The sequence below is a fragment of the Curvibacter lanceolatus ATCC 14669 genome (genome assembly GCF_000381265.1).
GTDB lineage: Bacteria > Pseudomonadota > Gammaproteobacteria > Burkholderiales > Burkholderiaceae_C > Curvibacter > Curvibacter lanceolatus.
Genome location: NZ_KB906260.1, coordinates 104,047 through 129,403 on the forward strand (window position 1 = coordinate 104,047; position 25,357 = coordinate 129,403).

The 25,357-nt window shown below is 66.8% G+C and carries 24 protein-coding genes and 1 riboswitch; of the genes, 11 read left to right on the top strand and 13 right to left on the bottom strand.

The window, feature by feature from the left end:
- Window positions 1-10: 10 nt before the first annotated feature.
- The 10 genes from F624_RS35825 (at window position 11) to F624_RS0115595 (ending at window position 12,782) form a co-directional block, all read left to right on the top strand.
- On the top strand, window positions 11-235 hold the full coding sequence (locus tag F624_RS35825; RefSeq protein WP_019575249.1) for a hypothetical protein: 225 nt from the start codon (window positions 11-13) through the stop codon (window positions 233-235).
- Window positions 232-507 carry a type II toxin-antitoxin system RelE/ParE family toxin gene (locus F624_RS34110; RefSeq protein ID WP_084679528.1) on the top strand — a complete coding sequence of 92 codons (276 nt, stop codon included), beginning with the start codon at window positions 232-234 and terminating at the stop codon, window positions 505-507. The genes F624_RS35825 and F624_RS34110 overlap by 4 nt, the downstream gene beginning before the upstream one ends.
- 62 nt (window positions 508-569) lie before the next feature.
- Window positions 570-726, top strand: a riboswitch (FMN riboswitch).
- Between the two features lie 121 nt (window positions 727-847).
- Window positions 848-1,366 carry a 6,7-dimethyl-8-ribityllumazine synthase gene (locus F624_RS0115560; RefSeq protein ID WP_019575250.1) on the top strand — a complete coding sequence of 173 codons (519 nt, stop codon included), beginning with the start codon at window positions 848-850 and terminating at the stop codon, window positions 1,364-1,366.
- Window positions 1,367-1,506: 140 nt separating this feature from the next.
- Window positions 1,507-2,853 carry an amino-acid N-acetyltransferase gene (gene argA, locus F624_RS0115565; protein WP_019575251.1) on the top strand — a complete coding sequence of 449 codons (1,347 nt, stop codon included), beginning with the start codon at window positions 1,507-1,509 and terminating at the stop codon, window positions 2,851-2,853.
- A 300-nt stretch (window positions 2,854-3,153) separates the two neighbouring features.
- Window positions 3,154-3,780, top strand: coding sequence for a protein phosphatase CheZ (locus F624_RS0115570; protein ID WP_019575252.1), 627 nt, complete (start codon window positions 3,154-3,156; stop codon window positions 3,778-3,780).
- 334 nt (window positions 3,781-4,114) lie between these two features.
- Entirely contained in the window at window positions 4,115-5,500 is a 1,386-nt protein-coding gene (locus F624_RS0115575; RefSeq protein ID WP_019575253.1) for an OprD family outer membrane porin, read from the top strand.
- 19 nt (window positions 5,501-5,519) lie between these two features.
- Entirely contained in the window at window positions 5,520-6,335 is an 816-nt protein-coding gene (locus tag F624_RS0115580) for a histidine phosphatase family protein (protein WP_019575254.1), read from the top strand.
- Between the two features lie 102 nt (window positions 6,336-6,437).
- Entirely contained in the window at window positions 6,438-7,706 is a 1,269-nt protein-coding gene (locus tag F624_RS0115585) for an MFS transporter (protein WP_019575255.1), read from the top strand.
- Window positions 7,707-7,751: 45 nt separating this feature from the next.
- A complete protein-coding gene (locus tag F624_RS33450; RefSeq protein ID WP_019575256.1) occupies window positions 7,752-10,508 on the top strand; it encodes a glycoside hydrolase family 3 protein in 2,757 nt (918 codons plus the stop codon).
- Window positions 10,509-10,655: 147 nt separating this feature from the next.
- Window positions 10,656-12,782 (top strand): glycoside hydrolase family 3 N-terminal domain-containing protein, encoded by a 2,127-nt coding sequence (locus tag F624_RS0115595; RefSeq protein WP_019575257.1) that lies wholly within the window; start codon window positions 10,656-10,658, stop codon window positions 12,780-12,782.
- Window positions 12,783-12,786: 4 nt separating this feature from the next.
- Here F624_RS0115595 and F624_RS0115600 read toward each other — a convergent pair whose 3' ends face one another.
- The 10 genes from F624_RS0115600 to F624_RS0115645 all read right to left on the bottom strand — a co-directional run bounded on the left by F624_RS0115600 (window position 12,787) and on the right by F624_RS0115645 (window position 21,488).
- Window positions 12,787-13,209, bottom strand: a complete 423-nt coding sequence (locus F624_RS0115600; RefSeq protein ID WP_019575258.1) for a putative toxin-antitoxin system toxin component, PIN family — start codon at window positions 13,207-13,209, stop codon at window positions 12,787-12,789.
- Window positions 13,193-13,474 (bottom strand): hypothetical protein, encoded by a 282-nt coding sequence (locus F624_RS32560; RefSeq protein WP_019575259.1) that lies wholly within the window; start codon window positions 13,472-13,474, stop codon window positions 13,193-13,195. Before F624_RS32560 ends, F624_RS0115600 begins: the two co-directional genes overlap by 17 nt.
- A gap of 32 nt (window positions 13,475-13,506) precedes the next feature.
- On the bottom strand, window positions 13,507-15,180 hold the full coding sequence (locus F624_RS0115610; RefSeq protein ID WP_019575260.1) for a glycoside hydrolase family 3 protein: 1,674 nt from the start codon (window positions 15,178-15,180) through the stop codon (window positions 13,507-13,509).
- Between the two features lie 13 nt (window positions 15,181-15,193).
- Window positions 15,194-16,228 carry an AraC family transcriptional regulator gene (locus F624_RS0115615; RefSeq protein WP_019575261.1) on the bottom strand — a complete coding sequence of 345 codons (1,035 nt, stop codon included), beginning with the start codon at window positions 16,226-16,228 and terminating at the stop codon, window positions 15,194-15,196.
- A gap of 225 nt (window positions 16,229-16,453) precedes the next feature.
- Entirely contained in the window at window positions 16,454-16,960 is a 507-nt protein-coding gene (locus F624_RS0115620) for a disulfide bond formation protein B (RefSeq protein WP_019575262.1), read from the bottom strand.
- 1 nt (window position 16,961) lies between these two features.
- Window positions 16,962-18,077 (bottom strand): sulfate/molybdate ABC transporter ATP-binding protein, encoded by a 1,116-nt coding sequence (locus F624_RS0115625; RefSeq protein ID WP_019575263.1) that lies wholly within the window; start codon window positions 18,075-18,077, stop codon window positions 16,962-16,964.
- Window positions 18,078-18,088: 11 nt separating this feature from the next.
- Entirely contained in the window at window positions 18,089-19,033 is a 945-nt protein-coding gene (gene cysW / locus F624_RS0115630; RefSeq protein ID WP_019575264.1) for a sulfate ABC transporter permease subunit CysW, read from the bottom strand.
- The gene (cysT, locus tag F624_RS0115635; RefSeq protein WP_031255185.1) at window positions 19,030-19,893 is read right to left on the bottom strand and encodes a sulfate ABC transporter permease subunit CysT; all 864 of its coding nucleotides are present in this window, start codon (window positions 19,891-19,893) and stop codon (window positions 19,030-19,032) included. The genes cysW and cysT overlap by 4 nt, the downstream gene beginning before the upstream one ends.
- A 6-nt stretch (window positions 19,894-19,899) precedes the next feature.
- On the bottom strand, window positions 19,900-20,910 hold the full coding sequence (locus tag F624_RS0115640; protein ID WP_019575266.1) for a sulfate ABC transporter substrate-binding protein: 1,011 nt from the start codon (window positions 20,908-20,910) through the stop codon (window positions 19,900-19,902).
- On the bottom strand, window positions 20,907-21,488 hold the full coding sequence (locus F624_RS0115645; RefSeq protein WP_019575267.1) for an RBBP9/YdeN family alpha/beta hydrolase: 582 nt from the start codon (window positions 21,486-21,488) through the stop codon (window positions 20,907-20,909). Before F624_RS0115645 ends, F624_RS0115640 begins: the two co-directional genes overlap by 4 nt.
- Window positions 21,489-21,827: 339 nt before the next feature.
- Between F624_RS0115645 and F624_RS0115650 the strand changes: the two genes are divergently transcribed.
- Window positions 21,828-22,439: an FMN-dependent NADH-azoreductase gene (locus F624_RS0115650; RefSeq protein WP_019575268.1), complete on the top strand. Its 612-nt coding sequence runs from the start codon at window positions 21,828-21,830 to the stop codon at window positions 22,437-22,439.
- 83 nt (window positions 22,440-22,522) lie between these two features.
- Here F624_RS0115650 and F624_RS0115655 read toward each other — a convergent pair whose 3' ends face one another.
- From F624_RS0115655 to F624_RS0115665, 3 genes are all read right to left on the bottom strand, one after another.
- Window positions 22,523-23,002, bottom strand: coding sequence for a cupin domain-containing protein (locus F624_RS0115655; RefSeq protein WP_019575269.1), 480 nt, complete (start codon window positions 23,000-23,002; stop codon window positions 22,523-22,525).
- Between the two features lie 73 nt (window positions 23,003-23,075).
- Window positions 23,076-24,374, bottom strand: a complete 1,299-nt coding sequence (locus tag F624_RS0115660) for an O-acetylhomoserine aminocarboxypropyltransferase/cysteine synthase family protein (protein WP_019575270.1) — start codon at window positions 24,372-24,374, stop codon at window positions 23,076-23,078.
- A gap of 159 nt (window positions 24,375-24,533) precedes the next feature.
- Complete coding sequence (locus F624_RS0115665; RefSeq protein ID WP_019575271.1) at window positions 24,534-25,340, bottom strand: MetQ/NlpA family ABC transporter substrate-binding protein; 807 nt, start codon at window positions 25,338-25,340, stop codon at window positions 24,534-24,536.
- Window positions 25,341-25,357 lie beyond the last annotated feature (17 nt).

The window sequence follows — 25,357 nt, forward strand, 5'->3', positions numbered from 1 at the left end:
AAGAGCACCCATGAACAACGCCCTCATGCAACAAGATCAGTCCCCAAGTTCACCCTCCAAGGCCCCCCCGAAAACAACCGTCGGTGCCGGGCCCGCGCAGGCGGATGTCCTGCATCGCCTGACCCTGGAGGCGCTGGCAGACGTCGATTCGGGTCAGGTTCTGCCCCATCAGGTTGTGCAGGCCTGGGCCGCCAGCCTCGGAACCGATACCGCGCGGCCCCTGCCGCAGGCATGAAACTGCTCTGGACGAGCAAAGCAGCGTCAGATCTGGCCCGATTGCATGAATTTCTGGCCGCGGTCAACCGGCCTGCTGCGGACCGGGCCTTGCAAGCCTTGGTGGCTGCGCCTGAGCGGCTACTGGCGCATCCTCGCCTAGGTGAGTCGGTAGAAGGCTTTGAGGGCCGGGAGATCCGGCGCCTTGTGGTCGGGGCCTATGAACTGCGTTACGAAGTTCAAGCAAATACCATTTACCTGCTTCGCATCTGGCACAGCCGGGAAAGCCGTTGAGGCCCGTGGGCTTTGGAGCATCCCTTAAACTTCGAGCGTCGGCGCCTCGTTGCGCCGGCAACAAGCGTTCTCAGGGCGGGGTGGAACTCCCCACCGGCGGTGATGGCAGCCTTGGCTGCACAAGCCCGCGAGCGCCCGGCCATGCCTGCATGGCCGGGGTCAGCAGACCCGGTGTGACTCCGGGGCCGACGGTCACAGTCCGGATGAAAGAGAGCGCGACCACCCCGCCCCACCGGCGCCGGCCTGCCCGTGCGCCTTGGCGGGCGGGTGTTCGTGCGACCCTGATTTCTGGAAACCGCGGCCCCTGTTCGGGGCCTTTGATGGAAACCACGAGTCAGCCATGAGTCACAAAGACTTTTCCCTTCCCCCCCTCGATCTGCAAGCCTCTCAAGCGCCGCTGCAGTTGCCCCCCGATGCCCGCTATGCCTTTGTCGAGGCGGCCTGGCACGCCGACATCGTGCAGCAGGCCCGTGCGGCCTTTCTGAGCGAGATGGCCCGCCACGGCGTGCCCGCCAGCGCTATCGACGTGATCGGCGTGCCCGGGGCCTTCGAGATCCCGCTGCACGCGCAGCGCCTGGCCCGCAGCGGCCGCTACCAGGCGGTGGTGGCCTGCGCACTGGTGGTGGACGGCGGCATCTACCGTCACGAGTTCGTCGCCCAGACCGTGATCGAGGCCTTGATGCGCGTGCAACTCGAAACCGATGTGCCGGTGATTTCGGCCGTGCTCACACCGCACCATTTCCATGAGCACCTGGAGCACCGCAAGTACTTCCAGAACCACTTCAACGTGAAGGGCACCGAAGCGGCCCTGGCCTGCGTGCAGACCGTGTCCAGCCTGCGCGCGCTGGCGCTGGCCTGATCTCAGGCTCGACAAGCTGCACTGAAGCCGGCGGGGCCGTGCTGCAGTGCAGCGAGGGCGCTACACTTTGCGCCCTCGCATCCGGAAATTGCTGAAAACAGGCCGGATACCCCGCAGCCCCTCCCCCGCCCACGCCCACCATGTCCGCTGTTTTCAATTTCACCTTCGTGCCCTGGTTCCGTTCGGTGGCACCGTATATCCACATGCACCGGGGCAAGACCTTTGTGGTCGGCATTGCGGGTGAGGCCATCGCGGCCGGCAAACTGCCGCACATCGCGCAAGATCTCGCGCTGATCCAGAGCATGGGCGTGAAGATCGTGCTGGTGCACGGCTTCCGCCCCCAGGTCAACGAACAACTGCGTGCCAAGGGGCAAGAACCGCGCTACTCCCACGGCATCCGCATCACCGACGAGATCGCCCTCGACTGCGCCCAGGAGGCCGCCGGCCAGCTGCGCTACGAGATCGAGGCCGCCTTCAGCATGGGCCTGCCCAACACCCCCATGGCCGGCTCCACGGTGCGCATGATCTCGGGCAACTTCCTGACCGCGCGCCCGGTGGGCATCGTCGACGGTGTCGACTTCAAACACTCGGGCCTGGTGCGCAAGGTCGATGTGGCCAGCATCCAGCGCTCGCTGGATTTCGGCGCCATGGTGCTGCTGTCGCCCTTTGGCTTCTCGCCCACCGGCGAGGCCTTCAACCTGAGCATGGAAGAAGTGGCCACCCGCGTGGCCACCGAACTGCAGGCCGACAAGCTGATCTTCCTGACCGAGGTGCCCGGCATCCGCCAAGACCCGCTGGCCCCCGAGGGTGAAGACAACCCCATCGACACCGAACTGCCGCTGGCCGCCGCCGAAAAGCTGCTGGCCCTGTTGCCCAAGCCGCAACAACCCACCGACACCGCCTTCTACCTGCAGCACTGCGTTCAGGCCTGCAAGGGCGGCGTCGAGCGCAGCCACATCCTGCCCTTCGCGGTGGATGGCTCGCTGCTGCTGGAGGTGTATGTGCACGATGGCATCGGCACCATGGTGGTGGACGAAAAGCTCGAAGAACTGCGCGAAGCCACGGCCGACGACGTGGGCGGCATCCTGCAGCTCATCGAGCCGTTTGAAAAAGACGGCACCCTGGTCAAGCGCAGCCGCACCGAGATCGAACGCGACATCGAGGCCTACAGCATCATCGACCACGACGGCGTGATCTTCGCCTGTGCCGCCCTCTACCCCTACCCCGAGGCCCGCACGGCCGAGATGGCCGCCGTGACCGTCTCGCCCCAGAGCCAGGGCCAGGGCGATGGCGAAAAAATCCTCAAGCGCATCGAGCAGCGCGCCCGCGCCATGGGCCTGCAGAGCATTTTTGTGCTCACCACCCGCACCATGCACTGGTTCATCAAGCGCGGCTTCCAGCCCGTCGACCCCGACTGGCTGCCCGAAGCCCGCAAGCGCAAGTACAACTGGGACCGCAAGAGCCAGGTGCTGGTCAAGAAGCTCTGAATGGCAACGGCGGTTTGGTGAAACCCCCACGGGGTTTTAGTGAAACACCTGCGGGGTTTTAGTGAAACACCTGCGGGGTTTTAAAGAAACCCGTGCGGGGTTTTAAAGAAACCCGTGCGGGGTTTTAAAGAAACACCTGCGGGGTTTTCCCGAAAATTTGCGGCTTGGCCTGGATCAGTGGCAGGAAATCACTGAAGCGAGGCTTAGGGCAGGCTATATTGTGAAAATTGTGACGAAAGTCTACAAATCCCGGTGTGACCAACCGCGTGCCCTCACGCACCAGCCAAGCCCCAACGCCCCATGACCGACGACCACGGACCTGAAATCGCCCACAACCAGGATGAAGTCGATGTCCACTTTCGCCTGGGCCAGCTCACCCGTCAGTTGCACGATTCGCTCAATGCCCTGGGCATCGCTGACAAATTGCATGGTGCGGCCGAAGAACTGCCCGATGCCAAGAGCCGGCTGAGCTACATCGCCCGCCTGACCGGCGAGGCCGCCGAGAAGGTGCTGAACTCGGTCGACAAGACCAAGGCCGCACGTGAACCAGTCGATGTGGAAACCCGCCGCCTGACTGAGCTGATCGAGCGTTACCCCGGCACCACCTTCACCGGCAAGGATTTGCTCACCTACCTGCACCTGGTCAGCCAGTCGAATGCCGCGATGGACGAGAACCTGACCGACATCATGATGGCGCAAGACTTCCACGACCTGACGGGCCAAGTCATCGCGCGGGTGGTCAACCTGGCCTCCGACATCGAAAAACAGTTGCTCGATCTGCTGGTCAGCACCGCGCCCGACGGCAGCAGCACACCGGCCCCAACCACCAAGGACCTGCAAGGCCCGGTGGTGGATGGCCAGGCCAACCGCGAAGTGGTGACCAACCAGTCTCAGGTCGACGACCTGCTGGCCAGCCTGGGCTTCTGAGCGCCCTCCAGGCCCTCGGGGGCGCCTGAGCGTCGTCCCCGAGCGCTCCTGCATCGGCCTCCTGCATCGGCCTTCTCCCCACCCGGGTCGCCACGGCCCTGAGGGCGCGCATCTCTGGCGCCACGCCACATCCGCCTCAACACCCCCGTACTTTCCCTCACAGGTCAGGATTTGCCCCTGCGCCTGTCAGCTTTTGGCGCAGACGCCATGGCGATCTCTTTGAAGAATGCGCTCGTCCGATTCGCTGCTGCGGATCCGTCGCTGCATCACGCAGGCTGCCCTGTGTGACGCCAGCACAGCGCGGGTCGGACGATGACCCCAAGGAGACATTTTTTTGATTCAAGCCCCCAACCGCCTGCGGCCCCTGCTCGGACTCGCGACCTTCGCCCTGATCGGCAGCCCCGTGCTGGCCCAGGACAGTTCCGCCGACAGCGCCAACCCCGGTGCCACCGCCAGTGCCAAAACCGCCTGGCACACCGGCTATGCACTGATCGACGACAGCCATCTGAGCCTGCACCTGCGCAACCTGTACAAGGCGGGCACCAGCACGCCCGACGCCAGCCTGCCGCCCAACTACCACACCTGGGTCCAGGCTTCGTCGCTGGATTTCAGCAGCGGCTACTGGGCTGACACGGTCGGCTTCGATCTGTCCTACGACACCGCGCTGAACATCAGCACCGGCACTGACGCCAGCGGCTTCACCGACGGCACCCTGCCACGCAACCCGGCCAGCTTCAGCCGCATCGGCGAACACGCCCTCAAGCTCAAATGGCAAGGTGGCGAGACGCGCTTCAAGTCGCGCCTGGGCGTCCAGAAGGTGTCCAACATGGGCATGCTGCACGCGCGTGACAGCCGCGCCCTGGAAAAGCTCTACAGCGGTGCCCGCCTCGATGCCGAGCAAGGGGCCTGGAGCGGACTGGTGGCCGTGGTGGATGCCAGCATCGACCGCAACGAGACCTTCAAGCGCCGCTTCACGACCGCCAAGGGCTCGGCCATCGACTACCTGGCCACCGCCCAGATCAAGTGGGAGCCGCAGAAGAACCGCTCGCTGCTGTACTTCGCCGGCGCCGCACCGCATTACGTGGCCCGTGAAGGCCTCGAAGGCGTCTGGCAGACCGACCCTACCGAGAAGGGCTCGCTCAAGGCTGAGGGCTTTCTGTACCACAACCGCGCGCTCAGCGTGTGGCAGCAGGAAAACGCCAATGCCCGCCGCGGCTTCGACCGCGATGCCTACCACGCCGCCGTGCGCCTCAGCGGCCAGGCCGACAAGACCCTGCTGCAAGGTGGCGCCACCTACACCCATGCGCCCAACAGCAACCCCAACGGCATGGGCTTCTTTGAGTACAACATCGCGCGCAACGCGGTGGGCCGCTTCGTCAGCCCGGCCTACAACGGGATGATCGACTACATGTACCACCGCGAGCTGATGGCGTTCGCCACAGCCACCCAACCATTGAGCCGCGAGGTCAGCGTGGGTGCCGGCGCCTATTACGGTAGCGGCATGAAGTACAAGGGCGTGGACCTGGCGCACGGCGACGTGATGGTGTTCGTCGAATACAAGCCCAGCTTCCTGAAGGGGCTGCACACCGTGGTGGCCTACGACTGGTCGCGCAACTGGCGTGAAGTGCAGGGTGCACCCGACGTCAGCCAGGGCCGCCAGCTCAATGCCAGCAAGACGGGGCCGATGATCCGCATCGACTACCGCCACGAATTCTTCTGACCCCAACCGGAGACCTCCCATGATGCTCAAGAACATCCTGCGCCGCGTCTGCGGCCTGGGCCTGATCGCCCTTTGCTTCAGCGCCCCTGCGGCCCACGCCGAAAAGTCAGCCGAAGCCGAGGTCCACCTCTACCTGACCCGCCACGGCAAGACCATGCTCAATGTCTCCGACCGCGTGCAAGGCTGGTCGGATGCGGTCCTCACCCCCGATGGCATTGCCGTGGCGCAAGACCTGGGCCGTGGCCTGAAGGACACCCCCTTCGCGGCCATCTACAGCAGCGACAGCGGCCGCGCCATGGAAACCGCCCGCGTGGTGCAGCAGTTCAGTGGCCAGACCCAGCTGCCCTTGCAGATTGACTCGCGCCTGCGCGAGTTCAACTTCGGCAGCTACGAGGCCGACCTGAACAGCACCCTGTGGGACGATGCAGCCCGCTTCGACGGCCTGCCCATGGAAGCCTGGCTCAAGCAATTCACGCCCAAACGCTTTTCCAACACCGTGGCGGCCATGGACCGCCAGCGCGGCACCACCCATGGCAAGACCTGGCCGGCCGAAGACTACGCCACCATCAGCAAGCGCCTGATCGGCGGCTTGACCGACATCGCCAGCCAGCAGGCCCGCAAGGGCGGCGGCAAGGTGTTGGTGGTGTCGCACGGCCTGGCCATCGCGGCTGTGGTGGATGCCCTGGCGCCGGGCAACAACTACCCCCTGCACAAGCCCCTGGCCAACGCCAGCATCACCGAGGTCGTCTACCGCGGCGGCCGCTTCGAGGTGCTGACCTTCAACGAGTTGAAGTACGTCAAGGCCGGCCAGGCCGCCGCCAAGGGCACCCCCTAAGTCAGTTCCGCGCCCATTCACGCGCCCTGCCCTGCGCTCTTCGCCTGGCCCCGCCCCGGGGCCAGGCCTCGACGCGCCCCCCTCATACCCCCCCACACCCCCATGACCACTGCCCAACGCGCCCCCGACACCCCGCTGCCAGGGCGCACCGCCCCGGCGCGCGCCTCACGCCGCTTCATCGCCCTGTACGGGCTGGCCACCTTCGGCTTCTGGATGGCCGTGATGACACCGGTCATCGTCACCATGGCCCTCAAGGTGAACCAGTTGGCCCCCGACAGCAAAGAGTCCACCCTGGCCTGGGTGCTGGGCATCGGCGCCTTCGTGGCCATGATCGCCAACCCCGTGGCCGGCCTGTTCAGCGACCGCACGCGCTCACGCTTCGGCATGCGCCGCCCCTGGCTGGTGGGTGGCTCCCTGCTCGGCCTGGCCGGCCTGGCCATCGTGGCCGTCAGCCCCACGGTGTGGGTGCTGATGCTGGGCTGGTCGCTGGCCCAACTGGCCTACAACGCTGTGCTGGCCGCCCTGATGGCCTTGATGCCCGACCAGATTCCCGAGTCTCAGCGCGGCGCCGTCGGCGGCCTGCTGGGCATGTGCATGCCCGCCGGCATCCTGGCCGGGGTGTATGTGGCCCAGGAAGCCGCCAGCCTGGCCCAGATGTTTCTGCTGCCTGCCGGCCTGTTCACCGTTTTCGTGCTGCTGCTGTGCGCCTGCATGCGCGACCGCATGGCCCCCACGCAGGCCCCCGAGGCGATGAGCCTGGCGGGCTTTGCCCGTAGCTTCCTGATCAGCCCGAAGGGCGCCAGCGATTTTCTGTGGGCTTTTGTGAGCCGCTTCATGCTGCTGCTGGGCATCGCCACCCTGATGACCTACCAGGTGTTCTACATGCTCGACAAGCTGGGCGTCAGCACCGAGGCCGTGCCCGACATGATGTTCCGCTCCACCCTGGTGTCGTCCATCGCCATCGTGCTGTCCAGCCTGGCCAGCGGCTGGCTCAGCGACCGCAGCGGGCGGCGCAAGGCCTTTGTGCTGATGGCGGCGCTGGTCTATGCGGCCGGCCTGCTGGTCATCGGCCTGGCCCATGATTTCAACGGCCTGCTGCTGGGCGTGGGCGTGTGCGGCCTGGGCCAGGGCATGTATGTGGCCGTCGACCTGGCCCTGGTGACCGAGGTGCTGCCCAACCCCGACGAGGCCGCCAAAGACCTGGGCCTGTTCAACCTGGCCAGCGCCATGCCGCAATCCGTGGCCCCCATGATCGCGCCCCTGTTCCTGGCCCTGGGTGGCCCGCAGAACTACAGCTCGCTGTTCACCGCGGCGGCCGTCTTCGCCCTGCTGGGCGCCCTGGCCGTGCTGCCCATCCGCAAGGTGCGCTGAGCACGCGGCCCTCTTCAACAGAATCCTTCGACAGACCTCTCTCCCATGAACTCCCTGCCTCCCCTGCATGCCGACTGGCGCCATCAACCCGGCCTGAGCGAACGCGTGGCCGACCTGCTGGCCCGCATGAGCCTGAGCGACAAGATCGAACTGGTCAGCGGCGACCTCAACTACAACTTCGGCTTCTACAGCGCGGCCGTGCCCGGCCCGGGCCTGCCCGAGCTGACCATGGCAGACGGCCCCTGCGGCGTGCGCATCAACAACGGTGCCGTGCATGGGGGTCGCGCCACCGCCCTGCCCGCGCCCATCGCCCTGGCCGCCAGCTGGAACACCGAGCTGGCCCAACACTATGGCGACGTGCTGGGCCAGGAGGCCCGAGCCAGCGGCCACAACGTGATCCTGGCGCCCGCGGTGGACATCGCGCGCGTGCCGGTGGGCGGGCGCACCTTTGAGTCCTTTGGCGAAGACCCGCTGCTCAACGCCCGCATGGCGCTGGCCGAGATCCCGGCCATCCAGGCCCATGCCGTGGCGGCCTGCCTCAAGCACTATGCCGTCAACAACCAGGAGCACGAGCGTGCCAGCGTGAACGCCGCGGTGGACGAAGCCACCCTGCGCGAGATCTACCTGCGCCCCTTCGAGGCCGTGGTGCGCCACAGTGCCGTGGCTTCGCTGATGGGCGCCTTCAACCGCGTCAACGGGGTGTTTGCCTGCGAGAACCATTGGCTGCTGGACCAGGTGCTGCGCCGTGAGTGGGGCTTTGCCGGCTGGGTGATGAGCGACTACGCCGCCACCCACAGCACCGTGCCCTCGGCCCTGGCGGGCCTGGACCAGGAACAGCCTTCGGGCCAGCACTACGGCGAGCGCCTGCAGCAGGCGGTGGAGCAAGGCCAGGTGCCCCTGGCCACCCTGGACGAGATGTGCCGCCGCATCCTGCGCACCGTGGTCGGCCTGCAGCTGATCGAACGCCCACCCGCCATCACCCCCTTGAACGACGAGGCCCACCGCAGCGTGGCCCAGGCCGTGGCCGAACAGGCGGTGGTGCTGCTGAAGAACGATGGTGATCTGCTGCCGGTGCGTCCTGAAGCCCTGCGCCGGGTGGTGGTGATCGGCCCCGATGTCGACAACGCCTGCGTGGCCGGCGGCGGCAGCAGCCGGGTGCAGCCGGTGCATGCCATGAGCCTGCTCGAGGGCCTGCGCCAGCGCCTGGGCCCCGACGTGCTGGTGCAGCACGCCGTGGGCAACGACCCCATCTCGGCCGCCGACCTGCTGCCCGGCCCCGACTCCCTGCCCGGCGACTGCCTGCGCAGCGGCCCGGCGGCCGATGCAGCGCCCGGCCTGCACACCCGGTTCTGGAACAACCCGCACCTGGGTGGCGAGGCCTGCTTCGAATGCGTGATGCCTCAGGTGGCCTTGAACGGCGGTTTCTTCAACTTTCCGGGCTTTGATGCCAACTCCAGCCGCTACCCCAAGCTGCCCAACGAGCTGTCGGGCGCGATCTCGGCGCGCTTCACCGGCCGCCTGGTGGTGCCCGAAAGTGGCCGCTACGAGCTCAGCGCCACCTTGCTGGGCACGCTGCGCATCTGGCTCGACGGCGAGCTGGTGCTGGACGCCTTCCGCGCAGGCGGCGGCTCGGCCAGCGGGGCCGGTGCCTCGGGTGCGGCCTGGGGCGCCCATGCCGATGTGAAGCGCGCCGAGGACGGCAGCGACAGCCCGGTGGCGCCCGACTGGCCGGTGGCCCAGGCCCAGATGAACCTGCGCGCCGACAACCTGCCCGAAGCCCGTGAACTGCCGCCCCAGCCCCTGGGCAGTGGCGGCGGCGAAGCCGGCCCGCCGCCCGAAACCGCGGGTGTGGCCCTGCAACTGCGGGCCGGTGCCCAGGGCCATGAGCTGTGCATCGAATACCTGGCCAATGCCCCCTCGCAAGGCTGGCTGACCGGTGCCCAGTTGCGCCTGGGCTGGCGCCCGCCCAGCGAGCGGCCCACGGCATCCATGCGCGAAGCCTGCGCCCTGGCCGAAGGCGCTGACCTGGTGGTGCTGGCCGTGCGCAGCTACGAAACCGAGCAGATGGACCGCCCCGACCTGCGCCTGCCCAACAACCAGGCCGCCCTGGTGCGTGCCGTGGCGGCTGCCAACCCGCGCACCGTGGTGATCAACATGAGCGGTGGCCCGGTCGAGACCGAGAGCTGGGAGACCGGCGTGCCCGCCATCCTGCAGGCCTGGTACCTGGGGCAGGAGCAAGGCAGCGCCTTGGCACGCATCCTGGTGGGCGACGTCAACCCCTCGGGCAAACTGCCGCTGAGCTTTCCGCTCAGCGCCCATGGCCTGCTGCACAGCCGCGCCCAATACCCGGGCGAGGACGGCACGGTGCATTACAGCGAAGGCCTGCAGGTGGGCTACCGGGGCTTCGATGCACGCGCCCTGCCGGTGCGCTTTGCTTTCGGCCACGGTCTGTCCTACACCCGCTTCGAGTACAGCGAGCTGCAGGTGCACACCGATGCCGACGGGCTGGAGCTGAGCTTCACCGTGCGCAACAGCGGCGAGCGTGCCGGGCGCGAGGTGGCCCAGGTGTACCTCGGCCTGCCCGTGCCCGGCCAGCCACCGCACCGGCTGGTGGACTTTGTCTCGCTGCCGCTGGCCGCCGGTGAAAGCCGCCGCGTGCACCGCCGCATCAGCCGCAACGACCCGGGCCACCCGCTGAGTGTCTGGACCGAGAGCGGCTGGCAATGTGCCCGCGGCCCGTTGCGGGTGGCCGTTGGCAGCTCCTCACGCGACCTGCGCCTGAAGACCCAGGTGCTGTTCTGAATCGCCAAGTGAGGCATGGCGAGGCGGATCGAGAAGCCCCAGTCAGTTTCTGCAGGTTTCTCCAGGTCGCTTCATGCCTCTTGAGGCCCCATCGGGTCTCCCCTGGCCCAACGACACAGGCCGGCCATGCGCCGGCCCTTTTCCCTTATGACCGAACACGACATCGAGCAACTGATTTCCCGCATGACCCTGGCTGAAAAGCTGGGCCAGATGACCCAGGTGCAGCCGCATGGCCGCGACCAGGAAGAAAGGGTGCGCCAAGGCGGCGCCGGCTCCCTGATCAATGTGGTGGGTGACGATGCCTACCACTACCAGTGGCTGGCGGTGGAACACTCTCGCCTGGGCATCCCGCTGCTGCTGGGTCGCGACGTGATCCATGGCTTTCAGACCGTGTTTCCCATTCCCCTGGGCCAGGCTGCCGCCTTCGACCCCGAGCGCGTGCGCCAGGCCGCCGCCCACTCGGCGCGCGAAGCCGGCGCGGCCGGCGTGAACTGGACCTTCTCGCCCATGCTGGACGTGGCCCGCGACCCGCGCTGGGGGCGCATCGCCGAGAGCTTTGGCGAAGACCCGCTGCTGATCTCCCGCCTGGGCGTGGCCATGGTGCAGGGCTACCAGCAAGAGGGCGTGGCCGCCTGCGCCAAGCACTTTGTGGGCTATGGCGCAGCCGAGGGTGGGCGCGACTACAGCGCCACCGACCTGGCCCCGCGCGCCCTGCTGGACACCTACCTGCCCCCTTTCCTGGCAGCGCAACAGGCCGGCGTGATGACGGTGATGAGCGCCTTCAACGACCTGGACGGCGTGCCCGCCACCGGCCACGAAGACCTGATCCGCGGCACGCTGAAAAACCGCTGGGGCTTTGACGGCCTGGTGGTCAGCGACTGGTGCTCGGTGACCGAGATGATCGCCCACGGCTTCTGCGAAGACGCCGCCGCCGCCGCGCGGGCGGGCGTCAGCGCCGGGGTGGACATGGAAATGGCCAGCACCAGCTACCTGGACCACATTGCCGGCCTGATCGAGCAAGGCCTGCTGGACATCGCCCTGGTCGACGACGCGGTGCGCCGCATCCTGCGCATCAAGGCCCGGCTGGGCCTGTTCCAGCACCCCTATGGCGACCCGGGGCGCACCCAGCCGCAGCGGCCGGTCGCCACCCAGCTGGCGCGCAGCCTGGCCCGCGACAGCTGCGTGCTACTGAAAAACGAACAAGGCCTGCCGCTGGGCGAACACGCACGGCGCGTGGCGGTGATCGGGCCCATGGCCGATGCCCCGGGCGAACAACTGGGCTGCTGGGTGTTTGATGGCGAGCGCCAGCACAGCCAGACCGTGTTCGCGGCCCTGCAGGAACGCCTGGGCGCCCAGCGTGTGGTGCACGCCCGCGGGCTGGAGCACTGCCGCAGCCACGACCTGGACGGGCTGGAGGCCGCCGTGGCCCTGGCGCGCAGTGCCGAGGTGGTGGTGCTGTGCCTGGGCGAGGACGCCGGCCTGAGCGGCGAAGCCCACTGCCGGGCCCACCTCGACCTGCCCGGCGCCCAACAGACCCTGCTGGAGGCGGTGGCCGCCACCGGTGTGCCTGTGGTGCTGGTGATCATGGCCGGCCGCCCCCTGGTGCTGGGCCCGGTGCTACCGCATGCCCAGGCCGTGCTGTACGCATGGCACCCGGGCAGCCAGGGCGGCCCAGCCATCGTCGACCTGCTGTGCGGCGAATCCCCCAGCGGGCGCCTGCCCGTGAGCTTTCCACGCAGCGTGGGGCAGATCCCGATCTTCTACAACCACAAGAACACCGGCCGCCCGCCCCACCCCGATGCGCCCAGCATCCCCTCGGGCACCCCGCTGGACCCGAGCGGCTTCTTTGCCGCCTACCTCGACGAGGACCACCGGCCCCTGTTCCCCTTCGGCTTCGGCCTGGGCTACACCCGCTTCGAGTACCGCGACCTGCAACTGTCGGCCAGCCAGCTCACGCCGGGCGGCACCCTCTGCGCCTCGGTGCTGCTGAGCAACGCGGGCCACCGCAGCGCCACCGAAGTGGTGCAGCTCTATGTGCGCGACCTGGTCGGCTCGGTGACGCGCCCGGTGCGCGAGCTGAAAGACTTCCAGCGCATCAGCCTGCAGCCCGGTGAAAGCCAGCGCGTGAGCTTTGAGCTGCACACCGACGCGCTGCGCTTTCACGACCGCCATCTACGCCAGGTCTGCGAGAGCGGTCGCTTCGAGCTGTGGATCGGGCCCGATTCGGCATCGGGGCCGAGCGCGGTGTTTGAGCTGATGGCCTCGCAGGCGTGAGGCGTCAGAGCTTCAAGCGTCGCAAGGCTTCTGCGGCATCCACAATCGCAATCCCCTGGTAAGACCCCAGAGGAAGCAGATGCTGCTTGTCACCTGACACGATCAGGTCAGCGCGAGCCGCCAGCGCGGCAGCCAGCACCTGATCGTCGTCTGCATCCGCTGCAATGACGCGAGGCACCGCATGGGGAACCCCCCATTCTGTGCACTCCACATAGTCGCTCAACAGATCACGAGCCTGCAGACCGATTTGCGCCAGCCGCCTGGCTGCAAAGGGTCGCGCCAACACATCGGCCAATTCATCCAGAAGCGCCAGACTGCTGCAAATTTGCCAATCGGCATGCGTCCGGATACCTCCGAGCAATTGGTGCGGTGCGCCTTGCCAAAGCAAGGCGGAAATGACGATGTTGGTATCAAGGACGATACGCACCCGGTGCCTCGGCAACCTTCAAGGAAACGCCCTGTTCGATGCGCTGACGGCGAGCCGCTCGGACCTCGGCCTCGACTTCTTCTTCGGTGGGGGCTTGCACACCTGCCGCGGCCAGGGCGGGCGCGACGGCCAACAGCCGGTCCAGCGCAGCACGCTTTCTGGATTGAGACGCGAGAAACTCCACGAAGTCCCGGACTTCAAGCACCTGTTGGGGTGTCAGGGCCCGAATCTTGTCCAACAGATCGTCCTCTGCGCGGGTGTTCATGGCGTGTGCTCCTTGCAAATCACGCCTCCATGCTAGCGCAAGGGCCCCCAGGCGGCCATCGCCGCGCCCACCTCCACCGGGCTGCGGCCGGGCCAGGGCGCGCGGCCCAGCAGGGCCTGCACGCACGCCTGCTGCATGGCGGGCACGGGCGAGTAGGCGTTGATCCAGCAGCGGCAGCCCGAGGCGTCGGCCAGGTGGTAGGGGTTGCCAAAGGAGATCAGCAGGTGCGGCAGGGTGTGCCAGTGCCGCTCCATGGCGCGGGCGGTGTCGCCGTGCAGGCGCTTCCAGTCCAGGCGCAGGCTGCCGCGGCACATGCCGGCCTCGCGGGCCAGCACATAGATCAGCACGTCGTACAGGTCGGGGTCGACCAGGGTGTCGGGCCGGTAGCGTGTCACGGTAAAGCCTTCGGCCTGCAGCAGCTCGACCATGCGCAGGGCCGGCAAGGGCTGGCCGAAGGGGGTGTGGCGCTCGCCCTCTTCCACCAGCAGGATGCGCCGGTGGCGCTGGGGCTGCAGGGGCAGCAGGCCATCCAGGTCGCGCACCCGGGTCAGGGCAGCGGCGGCGCATTCGCGCGCCCATTGCTGCTCCTGGGCCCGCTCGGCTTGATGCTCGACTTGCTGCTTGGTTTCTGCCTGCGGGACGCTGGCGCCGTGGCGCGGTCTTCGGACCAGGCCGAGCACGCATTGCAGGGCCAGCACCCGCGCCAGCGCCTGGTTGACGCGGGCCCAAGTCAGCCGGCCCTCGGCCAGGGCGCGCTCCAGGTAGGCCACATCGAGCTCGGGCTGGCCTGAGAACAACAGCATGTCGCAGCCCGCGGCCACCGCCTGCGGCAAGGTCTGCCAGCGTGGCCCGCAGGCCGAAAACCCCGCCATCAGGGTGGCGTCGGACAAGACCAGCCCCTCAAAGCCCAGCTCACCCCGCAGCCACTCGGTGCTGAGCACCGGCGACAGGCTGGCCGGACGGCTCAGGCCCCCGTCCAAGGCCGGCAGCCCGATGTGGCCGCACAGCACGGTGCGCACGCCGGCGCCGATGGCGGTGCGCCACACCGGGGCATAGCGGGCCAGCCAGGCCTCACGCGACAGGCTGTTGCAACTGGGCTCCAGGTGGTGGTCGCGCCAGTCCACGCCATCGCCGGGCCAATGCTTGGCGCTGGCGGCCAGCCCCTCCCCCTGCAGCCCTTGCACAAAGGCCCGCGAGAAGGCGGCCACCCGGGCCGGATCGGTGCCGAAGGAGCGGGTGTTGACCACCGGGTTGTGCGGGTTGAGGTCCAGATCGACCACCGGCGACAGCACCCAGTTGACGCCGCAGCGCCGCGCCGCACGGGCCGCCGCCTGCCCCATGCGCCGGGCCCAGGCCACGCGCCCGGTGGCGGCTACGGCCATGGCGTTCGGAAACCCCAGCCCGTCGGCGCCGGTGTGCTCGCCAAACTCGATGTCGGCCGCCACCAGCAGATCCGCCCGGCCCAGTTGCCGGGCCTGGGACTGCAAGTGGCCCACCAAGCGGGCGCTGTGCGCATCCGGAGCGCCCGGCACGAACACCCCGCCCACGCCCTGCTCCACCCAGGACTGGTACCGCTCTGGCGTGCCATCGGCCAGGGCCAGCACCAGCAGGCGCCACAGGCGCTGACGCGGCGGCAGGGTTTGCAATTGCTGCGCCACCCAGGCGCGCTGCCAGGGCTTGAGGCGCAGCGGGCCTGACACTGGCATGCCCGCCAGGGGGTCAGCAGTTCGTGGACGCGACATAGGGCTGCAGCAGGCGCATGGCGTCCAGCTCATTGGCCGCCCCGTAGGCGCTGCCGGGACGCCCGGGCGCCGCACGGTGGGCCAGGCGCCATTCACCCGGGGTGCAGCCCAGTGCCCGGCGGAAGGCCAGGTTGAAGGCCTTGGCATTCGGAAAGCCGCAGGCCAGGGCCACATCGAGCAAATTGCCGGTGATGGGCCGGCTCAGGGCATCCAGGGCACGGCGCAGCCGCACCAGGGTGATGAACTGGCCGAAGGTGTTGCCGGTCTCGGCCTTGAACAGGCGCGCCAGGTAGCCGCTGGACCAGCCCAGGGCCTGGGCCACCGCCCCGACCGAGATGGGCTCGGCCACGTGGTCTTGCACATACTGGCAGACCCGCTGCAGACGCCGCCCCAGGGCCTGTTCCTCCTCTGGCAGCAACATGGGATGGGCCTCGGGGCCCAGGGCCGAGGGCAGGCCCCGCAGCAGGCACGACACGATTTGCAACACTCCGGCCTCGAGTTCGAGCTTCCAGCCCGGGCGCTGCAGGCGTTGCTCCCACATCATGGACGCCAGCAGACCCCGCAGGCGGTCGCGCAGGGGGCGCAGCGCGGGCTCGCTGTTGAGGCCCTCGATCTGAAAACGCCGACGCCGGAAATCCGGGTCATGCCGCGCACTGGCCGGGTCCAGTTGCAGGCACAGCACCAGGTTGGCGCCGCCCAGATCGTGGCTGGCATGGGGCTCGCCCGCGTGCACCAGGGCCAGCTCACCAGCACGCACCCGCTGCAGGCCGGCGGCGGTGTGCAGTTCCACCTCTCCGCTGAGCACCAGAAGGAGCTCAAAGGCTGAGTGCAGGTGCAAGCCCACATCGCGCACATCGTGAAAGAACAGGCGCAGGGGCAGTTCGGCCGCAAAGCCGATGCGCTCCACCTGCCAGCCCAGGGGCCGAGACACCACGGCAGAGGTGGCCACGGGGGCCGCTTCTGCGGGGCTGCTGTCGTCAAGTAAATATGCCGAATCGTTTTCCAAGGCCATGGCTGCTCTCCAGTGCGTGTCACGCGACGGATTGCTGTCTCAGGTCCGGCGTGGGAACGGCGCGGATTCTGGCCCTAAGGGCGGCGCTGGCTTGTCAGCGAACACCTCATATTGCTCCGATCGTCGCTAAAAACACACCGGCCAACGACTCCAGACGTGAAAAAGCCGCCTCAAAGGGCGGCTTCCTGGCGCAGGTTTCGCAGAGTTCAAAGAGGCCGGAAACGCTCAACGACCGCGTTGGCGCAGCAGCAACAGCACTGAGGCCAAAGCCAGGCCGACAAACACCACGAACGACCAGTTGGCGATCGAGCCGCCGAGGAAGGTCCAGTCTACGGCGGAGCAGTCACCACTGCCCTTGAAGACCATGGGGATCACGCGCTGCAGCGGAAAGGCCTCAATCATGCCGTAGAGGTCACGGCCGCAGGTCAGCACCTCGGGCGGGTTCCACTGCAGCCAGCTCTGGCGCGCCGCCACGAAGGCGCCGAAGCCCGAGGTCAGCAGGATCAGCACGGCGCCGACCAACCAGCCCCCGCGGCGTGGCGACAAGGCCGCCAGGCCCGCCCAGACTGCCACCAGCAGCAGCGCGTAGCGCTGCACGATGCACATCGGGCAAGGCTCCAGCCCGACCACGTGCTGCAGGTAAAGCCCGAAGGCCAGCATGCCCAGGCAGGTGGCGCTGGCCAGGGCCAGCAACAGGCGCGGTGCGCGGTCGAACCAGTTCAGCAAAAACAATTCAGTGTCCTTCAACAAACACGCGAGCCCGCCGTGGCGTGACCACCAGCAGCTCGCCTTCACGGAAACCCAGATCACGGTATTGTTGCGCAGGGATTTGCGCCTCGATGATCGTGTCCTGGGTGCGATTTTCCGCTGTTTGGTGATCTTCGGACGGAATAAGTTCCAGCCGTGCAATCGGCCCCACCACAATCGCGCGGCTCAACTGGGCCACGATGCCCCGCGGGCGGCCCTGAGCGTCGATGCCGGCGCCCGGCACATGGCGCTCCACCTCGAAGTCGTGCGGGCGCACATAGGCCGAGGCCTTGGCGTTCTGGGCGCCGGCGTGTTCGGGCGCGTCGATCTGCAGGCCCTCCAGGTGCACCTGGCCTTCGTGGGCGCGGCCATGGAACAGGTTCACATCGCCGAGAAAGCCATACACAAAGGGGCTGGCGGGGTGGTCCCACACCTCTTGGGGCGAACCGCTTTGCTCAACCTGGCCCTGGTTCATCAACACCACGCGGTCGGCCACTTCCAGGGCTTCTTCCTGGTCGTGGGTCACGAAGATGCTGGTCACATGCAGCTCGTCGTGCAGGCGGCGCAGCCAGCGGCGCAGTTCCTTGCGCACCTTGGCGTCGAGCGCACCAAACGGTTCATCAAGCAGCAGCACCTTGGGCTCGACCGCCAGCGCGCGCGCCAGGGCAATGCGCTGGCGCTGGCCACCCGAGAGCTGGCTGGGGTAACGGTCGGCCAGCCAGTCGAGCTGCACCAGCTTGAGCAGGTCGTGCACCTTGGTCTTGATCTGGGCATCGCTGGGGCGCTCGCCGCGGGGCTTGACGCGCAGGCCGAAGGCCACGTTCTCGAACACCGTCATGTGGCGGAACAGCGCGTAATGCTGGAACACAAAGCCCACGCCTCGTTCACGCACGTGCACGTCGGTGGTGTCCTCACCTGAGAACAGGATGCTGCCGCTGTCGGGGGTTTCCAGGCCGGCGATGATGCGCAGCAAGGTGGTCTTGCCGCAGCCGGAGGGGCCAAGCAGGGCGATGAGTTCGCCCGAATCGATGTCGAGGCTGACGTCCTTCAAGGCATGGAAGTCGCCGAAATGTTTGCTGACGTTGCGGATCTGAATGCTCATGTTCTTCTTCCTCAGGCGATGGCGCCGGGGCTGGCTTGGACGGTGGGTGTGGCGGGGGCAGTCACGGGGGAAGTCACGGGAGCTTCCGGCGGCTGGGCCTCGGCGTCGCGCATTTCCTTCTCGTGGCGCCACTCGACCACCGACTTGATCAGCAAGGTGACCAGCGCCAGCAGGGCCAGCAGCGAGGCCACGGCAAAGGCCGCCACCGACTGGTATTCGTTGTAGAGAATCTCCACGTGCAGCGGGATGGTGTTGGTCTGGCCCCGGATGTGGCCCGACACCACCGACACGGCGCCGAACTCGCCCATGGCGCGGGCGTTGCACAGGATCACGCCGTAGATCAGGCCCCATTTGATCTTCGGCAGGGTGACCAGCCAGAAGGTCTGCCAGCCACTGGCACCCAGCACGATGGCAGCCTGCTCCTCGTCACTGCCCTGGGCCTGCATCAGCGGGATCAGCTCGCGGGCGATGAAGGGGAAGGTGACGAACACCGTGGCCAGCACGATGCCGGGCACGGCAAAGATGATCTTGATGTCGTGCGCCTGCAGCCAGGGGCCGAACCAACCCTGGGCGCCGAACATCAGCACGTAGATCAGGCCGGCGACCACGGGCGAGACCGAGAACGGCAGATCGACCAGGGTGGTCAGAAAGGACTTGCCCGGAAACTCGAACTTGGCGATCGACCAGGCCGCCGCAATGCCGAACACCAGGTTCAGCGGCACGGCCACGGCCGCGGTCAGCAGGGTGAGGCGGATGGCCGACCAGGCATCGGGTTCCTTCAGAGCCTCAACAAAAGGCCCCAGGCCTTTGCGGAAGGCTTCGGTGAACACCGCAGCCAGCGGCAGGAACAGGAACAGGGTCATGAACACCAGGGCCAGGCCGATCAGCGACCATTTGACCCACACGGCTTCGGTGGTGCCCGCCTTGACGCGGGAGAGGGGCTTGCGCGCGCTCATGCCGGGGCTCCTGTGTGACGGCGCTGCCAGGCTTGCAGTGCATTGATGACCAGCAGCAGCACAAACGAGATCACCAGCATGACCACGGCCACGGCCGTGGCACCGGCGTAGTCGTACTGCTCGAGCTTGCCGATGATGATGAGGGGGGTGATTTCAGAAATCATGGGCATGTTGCCGGCAATGAAGATCACCGAGCCATACTCGCCGATGGCACGGGCAAAGGCCATGGCAAAGCCAGTCAGCAAGGCTGGCGCGATCGACGGCAGGATGACCCGCACAAAGGTCTGCAGCCGCGTGGCGCCCAGGCAGGTGGCGGCTTCTTCGAGTTCTTTTTCAGCGTCTTCGAGCACAGGCTGCACGGTGCGCACCACAAAGGGCAAGCCGATGAAGATCAACGCGATCACCACACCGGCGGGCTTGAAGGCCACCGGCAGGCCCCAGGCCTCCAGGTACTGGCCCACCCAGCCGTTGCCGGCCAGCAGCGCGGTCAGCGAGATGCCGGCCACCGCCGTGGGCAGTGCGAAGGGCAGGTCCACCATCGCATCGATGATCTTCTTGAACGGGAAGGTGTAGCGCACCAGCACCCAGGCCACCAGCAGGCCGAACACCACGTTGACCAGGGCCGCGATCAGCGAGGCGCCAAAGGTCAGGCGGTACGAGGCCAGCACGCGCGGCGCGGTGACGGCGTTCCAGAACTGGTCCCAGCTCAGGGTGCTGGTCTTGAACAGCAGGGCCGACAGCGGGATCAACACAATCACGGCCAGGTACATCAGGGTGTAGCCCAGCGTGAGACGAAAACCGGGCAGCACCCGTTTGGCGCCACCCTTTTTAGGGGGCGCATGGCTGACAGAAGTGGTCATGGGGTTTTACTTGGCGCCAGGGGTGTAGAGCTTGTCGAACTGGCCACCGTCATTGAAGTGAACCTTCTGGGCCTCGGCCAGCGAGCCGAAGTAGTCCGACACGGCAAACAGCTGGATGGGCTTGAAGACGTCGGCGTGCTTTTTCAGCACCGCCGCCGAGCGCGGGCGCAGGGCATGCTTGGCCGCGATTTCCTGCGCCTCTTCGGAGTACAGGTAATCCAGGTAGGCCTTGGCCAGCTCACCCGTGCCCTTCTTGGCCACGGTGCGCTCCACCACCGCCACCGGGTTCTCGGCAATGATGCTGATCGAAGGGTGCACCGCATCCACCTTGCCGGCGCCAAACTCACGGTCCACCGACACCACCTCGGATTCGAAGGTGACCAGCACGTCGCCGATGTTGCGCTGCAGGAAGATGGTGGTGGCATCGCGCCCGCCCTTGGCCAGCACCGGCACGTTCTTGTACAGCTTGCTGACAAATTCGGCCGCCTGGGCGTCGGTGCCGCCCTTCTTGCGCACATAGCCCCAGGCGGCCAGGTAGGCCATGCGGCCATTGCCGCCCGTCTTGGGGTTGACCACGATGACCTGGATGCCGGGCTTGATCAGGTCGTCCCAGTCCTTGATGTTCTTGGGGTTGCCATTGCGGGTCAGGAACAGCATGGTCGAGGTGGTGGGCGAGGCATTGCCCGGAAAGCGCTTGGCCCAGTCCTTGGCCACCACGCCGGTGCTGGCCAGGAAGTCGACATCGGTGGTGGTGTTCATGGTCACCACGTCGGCGTCCAGCCCGTCGTTCACGGCCCGCGCCTGGGCGCTGGAGCCGCCGTGGGCCTGGTCGATCTTCACGTCCTTGCCGGTGGTCTTCTTCCAGTGCGCCACAAAGGCCGTGTTGTAGTCTTTGTAGAACTCGCGAGCCACGTCGTAGGACGCGTTGAGCAAGGTGGTGGTCTGCGCGCCAGCCAGCGAGCCGGTGGCCAACACCAGGGAGGCCAGAGCCAGTTTGATTTTTGTCTTCATGGTCATTCTTGTGTCGAGGAAACAGGGTGTGGGGTGGCAGCCTGGCCCAAGGCCAGATCACCTGCCAGGGATTGCAACAAGGCCAGGCCCAGGGGCCACTCGCCATGCCCGGACTCCACGTTGATGTGGCCGGCGTCCTGCAAGCGAACGAACTCGCTGCCCCAGGACCGCGCATAGGCGCCGGCCAGCCGGATCGGGCAGAACGGGTCGTTGCTGCTGGCCACGAGGATACTGCGGTAGGGCAAACGCTCACACGGTGCGGGGGCAAAATCGCTGAGCACGGCGCGCCGCTCCGGATCGGCCGGCGCCACCAGCAACGCGCCCTGGATGCGGTCACGCAAATCGGAGGGCAAATGCACGGCGGCCATGCAACCGAGGCTGTGTGCCACCAGAACCACCGGCGCACCGGCTGCCTCGATGGTCTCGCCCAGGGTGCGCACCCAGGCGGCCCGGCTGGGGGTGATCCAGTCATCCTGGCGCACGCGCCGGGCGCCCGGCAGGCGATCGGCCCACAGGGTCTGCCAATGGCCGGGGCCGGAATCGCGCCAGCCCGGCACGATGATCACAGGGGTCGACGATGCCATCGCCTCAGCCCTGCACCGGGGCGCTCAACACCCAGGAGGTTCGTGGGGCAAAAGGTAGGCAAGGCTTCATGCAAACATCCTGATCTAGAGAGTGGGACGGATTCTGCGAACAAGCGCTTAAAACGAGAACGAATAGTTCGTTGTTTGTTTATGCGATTTTTCGCATGAAGAACCCCGCCAGCGCGGACCTTGGGCCCCTCAGGCGCCGAGCCCAGCACTCGATTGGACTCACCAGTGGAACAATGCATTGCAAAAAAGCCGGCTTATCAGCGATTGGCGTGCCTGTGACAATTCAGGTACCGCCCAACGGGCCCTTTTCTACCCTCGAAGGAAGACTCCATGAAACTGCTTCACATCGACTCCAGCGTTCTCGGCGACAACTCGGTCTCGCGTCAACTGACCGCCCAGACCGTGGCCCAGTGGAAGGCACGCAACCCCGGCGCCGAAGTCAGCTACCTGGACGTGGCCGCACAAGCCCCCAGCCACCTGAACGCCGACTCGCTGGGCTTTCGCCTGCCCGCCGGCAGCGCGCTGACCGAAGTGCAGCAACGCGAAAACGCCGTCTCTGAAGCCCTGGTGACCCAGTTCCTGGCGGCCGACGTGATCGTGGTGGGTGCCCCGCTGTACAACTTCAGCATCCCCAGCCAGCTCAAGGCCTGGATCGACCGCATCTGCCAGGTGGGCCGCACCTTCAAGTACACCGACAAGGGCCCCCAAGGCCTGGCCGGCGGCAAGACCGTGATTGTGGTGTCGACCCGCGGTGGCAAGTACTCGATCTCGGAAGCCGGCAACGCCATGGAACACCAGGAAAGCTACCTCAAGACCGTGTTCGGCTTCCTGGGCATCACCGATGTGCGCATCGTGCGCGCCGAAGGCCTGAACATGGGCCCAGAGGTCAAGGCCGAAGCCCTGGGCTCCGCCGAGAAAGACCTGGCCACCGCCCTGGCCTGATGGCGCAGCGGCCCCGATGGCCGCCCTGCCCGCCCCAGCCCACCTGCCGGTGGGCTTTTTTTTGACTCAGTGCGCCACGCGCTCTAGTCAGCCAGTTGAAAGCGCCTCAGCATGCGCACCAGCCGCCCGGGTTCGTGCAGGCTGAAGACCTTGCGGGCATGTTCGGGCACATGCCAGACCGCGCGTGTGCCGGCGATGAAGGTGGCCGTGTCACCCGGCTTGAGGGTGAATTCACGCCCCTGGTATTTCACCTCCACCGCCCCCTCCAGCAGGTGCACGGTTTCGTCGACACCAAACTGCCACTCGAAGGTGCTGGGGCCATCACAGGCCCACAGGCCGGTGGTGGTGCGCCCATCAGCAGATTTTCTGATCTCGGTGGCACGGAAGTTCGGGGTGCCCTCAAGCACCCACTCAGGGTTCACTTTGAGGGACGTCAAGGGACGGTGAATGGAAGACACTGACGCCGGTTCGGCATGGCGCAGGTAGGCCACGCCATCCCAGGCGGCCACCAAGGCCAAGGCTGTCAGTGCCCCTCCCAGAGCAACAAGCAGATTTTTTTTCATGACGGTTTCGATTATGCCGAAACCGTCACAAAGTTAACGCCTTGTAAAAGCGTCAACTGGCAAGTGCCTGTGTTCAGACTTGGTCAAGGGCCTGCGCCAGATCGGCCAGCAGGTCGTCGGCATGCTCGATGCCCACGCACAGGCGCACCGTGTCTTCACCCACGCCCGACTTCTTCAGCTCTTCAGGCGACAGTTGGCGGTGGGTGGTCGAGGCCGGGTGGGTGGCCAGCGACTTGGCGTCACCGATGTTGACCAGACGGGTGAAGAGTTGCAGCGCATCGAGGAAGCGCGCACCGGCCTCACGCCCGCCGCCGCTGCTGGCCTTGACGCCGAAGGTCAGCAGGCCGGAAGGCTTGCCGCCCAGGTATTTTTGCGCCAGCGCGTAGTCCACATTGCCCGGCAGGCCGGCGTAGTTGACCCAGCCCACCTTGGGGTGCTTTTCAAGAAACTGGGCCACCTTCAAGGTGTTGTCGTTGATGCGGTCCATGCGCAAGGCCAGGGTCTCGATGCCTTGCAGGATCAGGAAGGCGTTGAAGGGCGACAGGGCCGCACCCATGTTGCGCAGCGGCACCACGCGGGCCCGGCCGATGTAGGCGGCGGCGCCCAGGGCCTCGGTGTAGACCACGCCGTGGTAGCTGACGTCGGGCTCATTGAGGCGCTTGAAACGCTCTTTGTGCTGGGCCCAGGGGAACTTGCCTGAGTCGACAATCGCGCCGCCAATGCTGGTGCCGTGGCCGCCCAGGTACTTGGTGAGCGAGTGCACCACGATGTCGGCACCGTGCTCGAAGGGGCGCAGCAGGTAGGGCGTGGCCACCGTGTTGTCGACGATCAGCGGCACGCCATGGCGGTGAGCGATCTCGGCCACGCGGGCGATGTCGGTGACATTGCCCTGCGGGTTGCCCAGCGATTCGACAAACACCGCCTTGGTGCGCTCATCGATCAGCGCCTCGAAGCTGGCCGGGTCGCGGTGGTCGGCAAAGCGGGTCGTGATGCCGTACTGGGGCAGCGTGTGGGCAAACAGGTTGTAGGTGCCCCCGTACAGCGCGGTGGACGACACGATGTTGTCGCCGGCCTCGGCAATGGTCTGGATGGCGTAGGTGACCGCCGCCTGGCCCGAGGCCACGGCCAGGGCACCAATGCCCCCCTCCAGGGCCGCAACCCGCTTTTCCAGCACGTCGGTGGTGGGGTTCATGATGCGGGTGTAGATGTTGCCCGGGACCTTCAGGTCAAACAGGTCGGCGCCGTGCTGGGCGCTGTCGAAGGCATAGGCTGCTGTCTGGTAGATGGGCACCGCCACCGCCTTGGTGGTGGGGTCGGGCGAGTAGCCCGCGTGGACCGACAGGGTTTCGAATTTCCAGTTTTCAGAAGACATCTCGGGCTTTCTATGAGCAAGTGAACGGACCGGCCTCCCCGGTCATCGATGCGCCCCACAGGGGGCTGCACCGATTGGAACACCGCCAGCCCGGGGGGCTTACGACGTTTTCCCTGCTTGCTTATTCGAAGTCCGCGAAGCCCGTGATGTCACACGGGCTCAGAAGCCGGCCAGCACCGAGCCCTTGAACTCGCTCTGGATGAACTTGCGCGTGTCCTCCGAGTGGTAGGCCTTGAGCAGCTTGGCCACCCAGGGCTTGTCCTTGTCCTGCTCGCGCACGGCAATGATGTTCACGTAGGGGCTCTTGGCGTTTTCCTGGGCGATGGCGTCCTTGCCCGGGGTCAGGCCGGCCGACAGGGCAAAGTTGGTGTTGATGGCCGCGGCGTCGAGGTCATCCAGGGCCCGGGGCAGTTGCGCCGCCTCGAGCTCGATGAACTTGAGCTTTTTCGGGTTGTCGATCACGTCCAGCGGCGTGGCTTTCAAGCCAGCCTCAGGGCGCAGCTTGATCAGCCCCTGGTCCTGCAGCACCAGCAGCACGCGGCCACCGTTGGTGGGGTCGTTGGGCAGGCCGAAACGGGCACCGGGCTTGAGTTCAGCCAGGGCCTTGATCTTCTTCGAATAGATGCCGATCGGGTAGTTGACGGTGTAGCCCACCGAGACGATCTTGTAGCCGCGGTCCTTCACCTGCTGGTCCAGGAAAGGCTTGTGCTGGTAGCTGTTGGCGTCCAGGTCGCCCGAGGCCAGCGCGGCGTTGGGCTGGATGTAGTCGCTGAACTCGACGATCTGGATCTTCAGGCCGTCCTTTTCGGCCACTTTCTTGACCTGCTCCATGATCTGGGCGTGCGGGCCTGCGGTGACGCCGATCTTGAGGGGTTTGTCCTGGGCCAGGCTCAGGCCGGTGGACAGTGCGGTAGAGAGTGCGGCGGCAGCCAGCACCAGGGATTTGAGGGCGAAACGCTTGTTCATGGGATTTCCTTGTGAGA

Bases quoted from the DNA above. Each gene is read 5' to 3' on its own strand.
- F624_RS35825 (WP_019575249.1), top strand. From the start codon at position 11: ATGAACAACGCCCTCATGCAACAAGATCAGTCCCCAAGTTCACCCTCC.
- F624_RS34110 (WP_084679528.1), top strand. From the start codon at position 232: ATGAAACTGCTCTGGACGAGCAAAGCAGCGTCAGATCTGGCCCGATTG.
- F624_RS0115560 (WP_019575250.1), top strand. From the start codon at position 848: ATGAGTCACAAAGACTTTTCCCTTCCCCCCCTCGATCTGCAAGCCTCT.
- argA (WP_019575251.1), top strand. From the start codon at position 1,507: ATGTCCGCTGTTTTCAATTTCACCTTCGTGCCCTGGTTCCGTTCGGTG.
- F624_RS0115570 (WP_019575252.1), top strand. From the start codon at position 3,154: ATGACCGACGACCACGGACCTGAAATCGCCCACAACCAGGATGAAGTC.
- F624_RS0115580 (WP_019575254.1), top strand. From the start codon at position 5,520: ATGATGCTCAAGAACATCCTGCGCCGCGTCTGCGGCCTGGGCCTGATC.
- F624_RS0115585 (WP_019575255.1), top strand. From the start codon at position 6,438: ATGACCACTGCCCAACGCGCCCCCGACACCCCGCTGCCAGGGCGCACC.
- F624_RS33450 (WP_019575256.1), top strand. From the start codon at position 7,752: ATGAACTCCCTGCCTCCCCTGCATGCCGACTGGCGCCATCAACCCGGC.
- F624_RS0115595 (WP_019575257.1), top strand. From the start codon at position 10,656: ATGACCGAACACGACATCGAGCAACTGATTTCCCGCATGACCCTGGCT.
- F624_RS32560 (WP_019575259.1), bottom strand. From the start codon at position 13,474: ATGAACACCCGCGCAGAGGACGATCTGTTGGACAAGATTCGGGCCCTG.
- F624_RS0115610 (WP_019575260.1), bottom strand. From the start codon at position 15,180: ATGCCAGTGTCAGGCCCGCTGCGCCTCAAGCCCTGGCAGCGCGCCTGG.
- F624_RS0115615 (WP_019575261.1), bottom strand. From the start codon at position 16,228: ATGGCCTTGGAAAACGATTCGGCATATTTACTTGACGACAGCAGCCCC.
- F624_RS0115625 (WP_019575263.1), bottom strand. From the start codon at position 18,077: ATGAGCATTCAGATCCGCAACGTCAGCAAACATTTCGGCGACTTCCAT.
- cysW (WP_019575264.1), bottom strand. From the start codon at position 19,033: ATGAGCGCGCGCAAGCCCCTCTCCCGCGTCAAGGCGGGCACCACCGAA.
- cysT (WP_031255185.1), bottom strand. From the start codon at position 19,893: ATGACCACTTCTGTCAGCCATGCGCCCCCTAAAAAGGGTGGCGCCAAA.
- F624_RS0115640 (WP_019575266.1), bottom strand. From the start codon at position 20,910: ATGACCATGAAGACAAAAATCAAACTGGCTCTGGCCTCCCTGGTGTTG.
- F624_RS0115645 (WP_019575267.1), bottom strand. From the start codon at position 21,488: ATGGCATCGTCGACCCCTGTGATCATCGTGCCGGGCTGGCGCGATTCC.
- F624_RS0115650 (WP_019575268.1), top strand. From the start codon at position 21,828: ATGAAACTGCTTCACATCGACTCCAGCGTTCTCGGCGACAACTCGGTC.
- F624_RS0115655 (WP_019575269.1), bottom strand. From the start codon at position 23,002: ATGAAAAAAAATCTGCTTGTTGCTCTGGGAGGGGCACTGACAGCCTTG.
- F624_RS0115660 (WP_019575270.1), bottom strand. From the start codon at position 24,374: ATGTCTTCTGAAAACTGGAAATTCGAAACCCTGTCGGTCCACGCGGGC.
- F624_RS0115665 (WP_019575271.1), bottom strand. From the start codon at position 25,340: ATGAACAAGCGTTTCGCCCTCAAATCCCTGGTGCTGGCTGCCGCCGCA.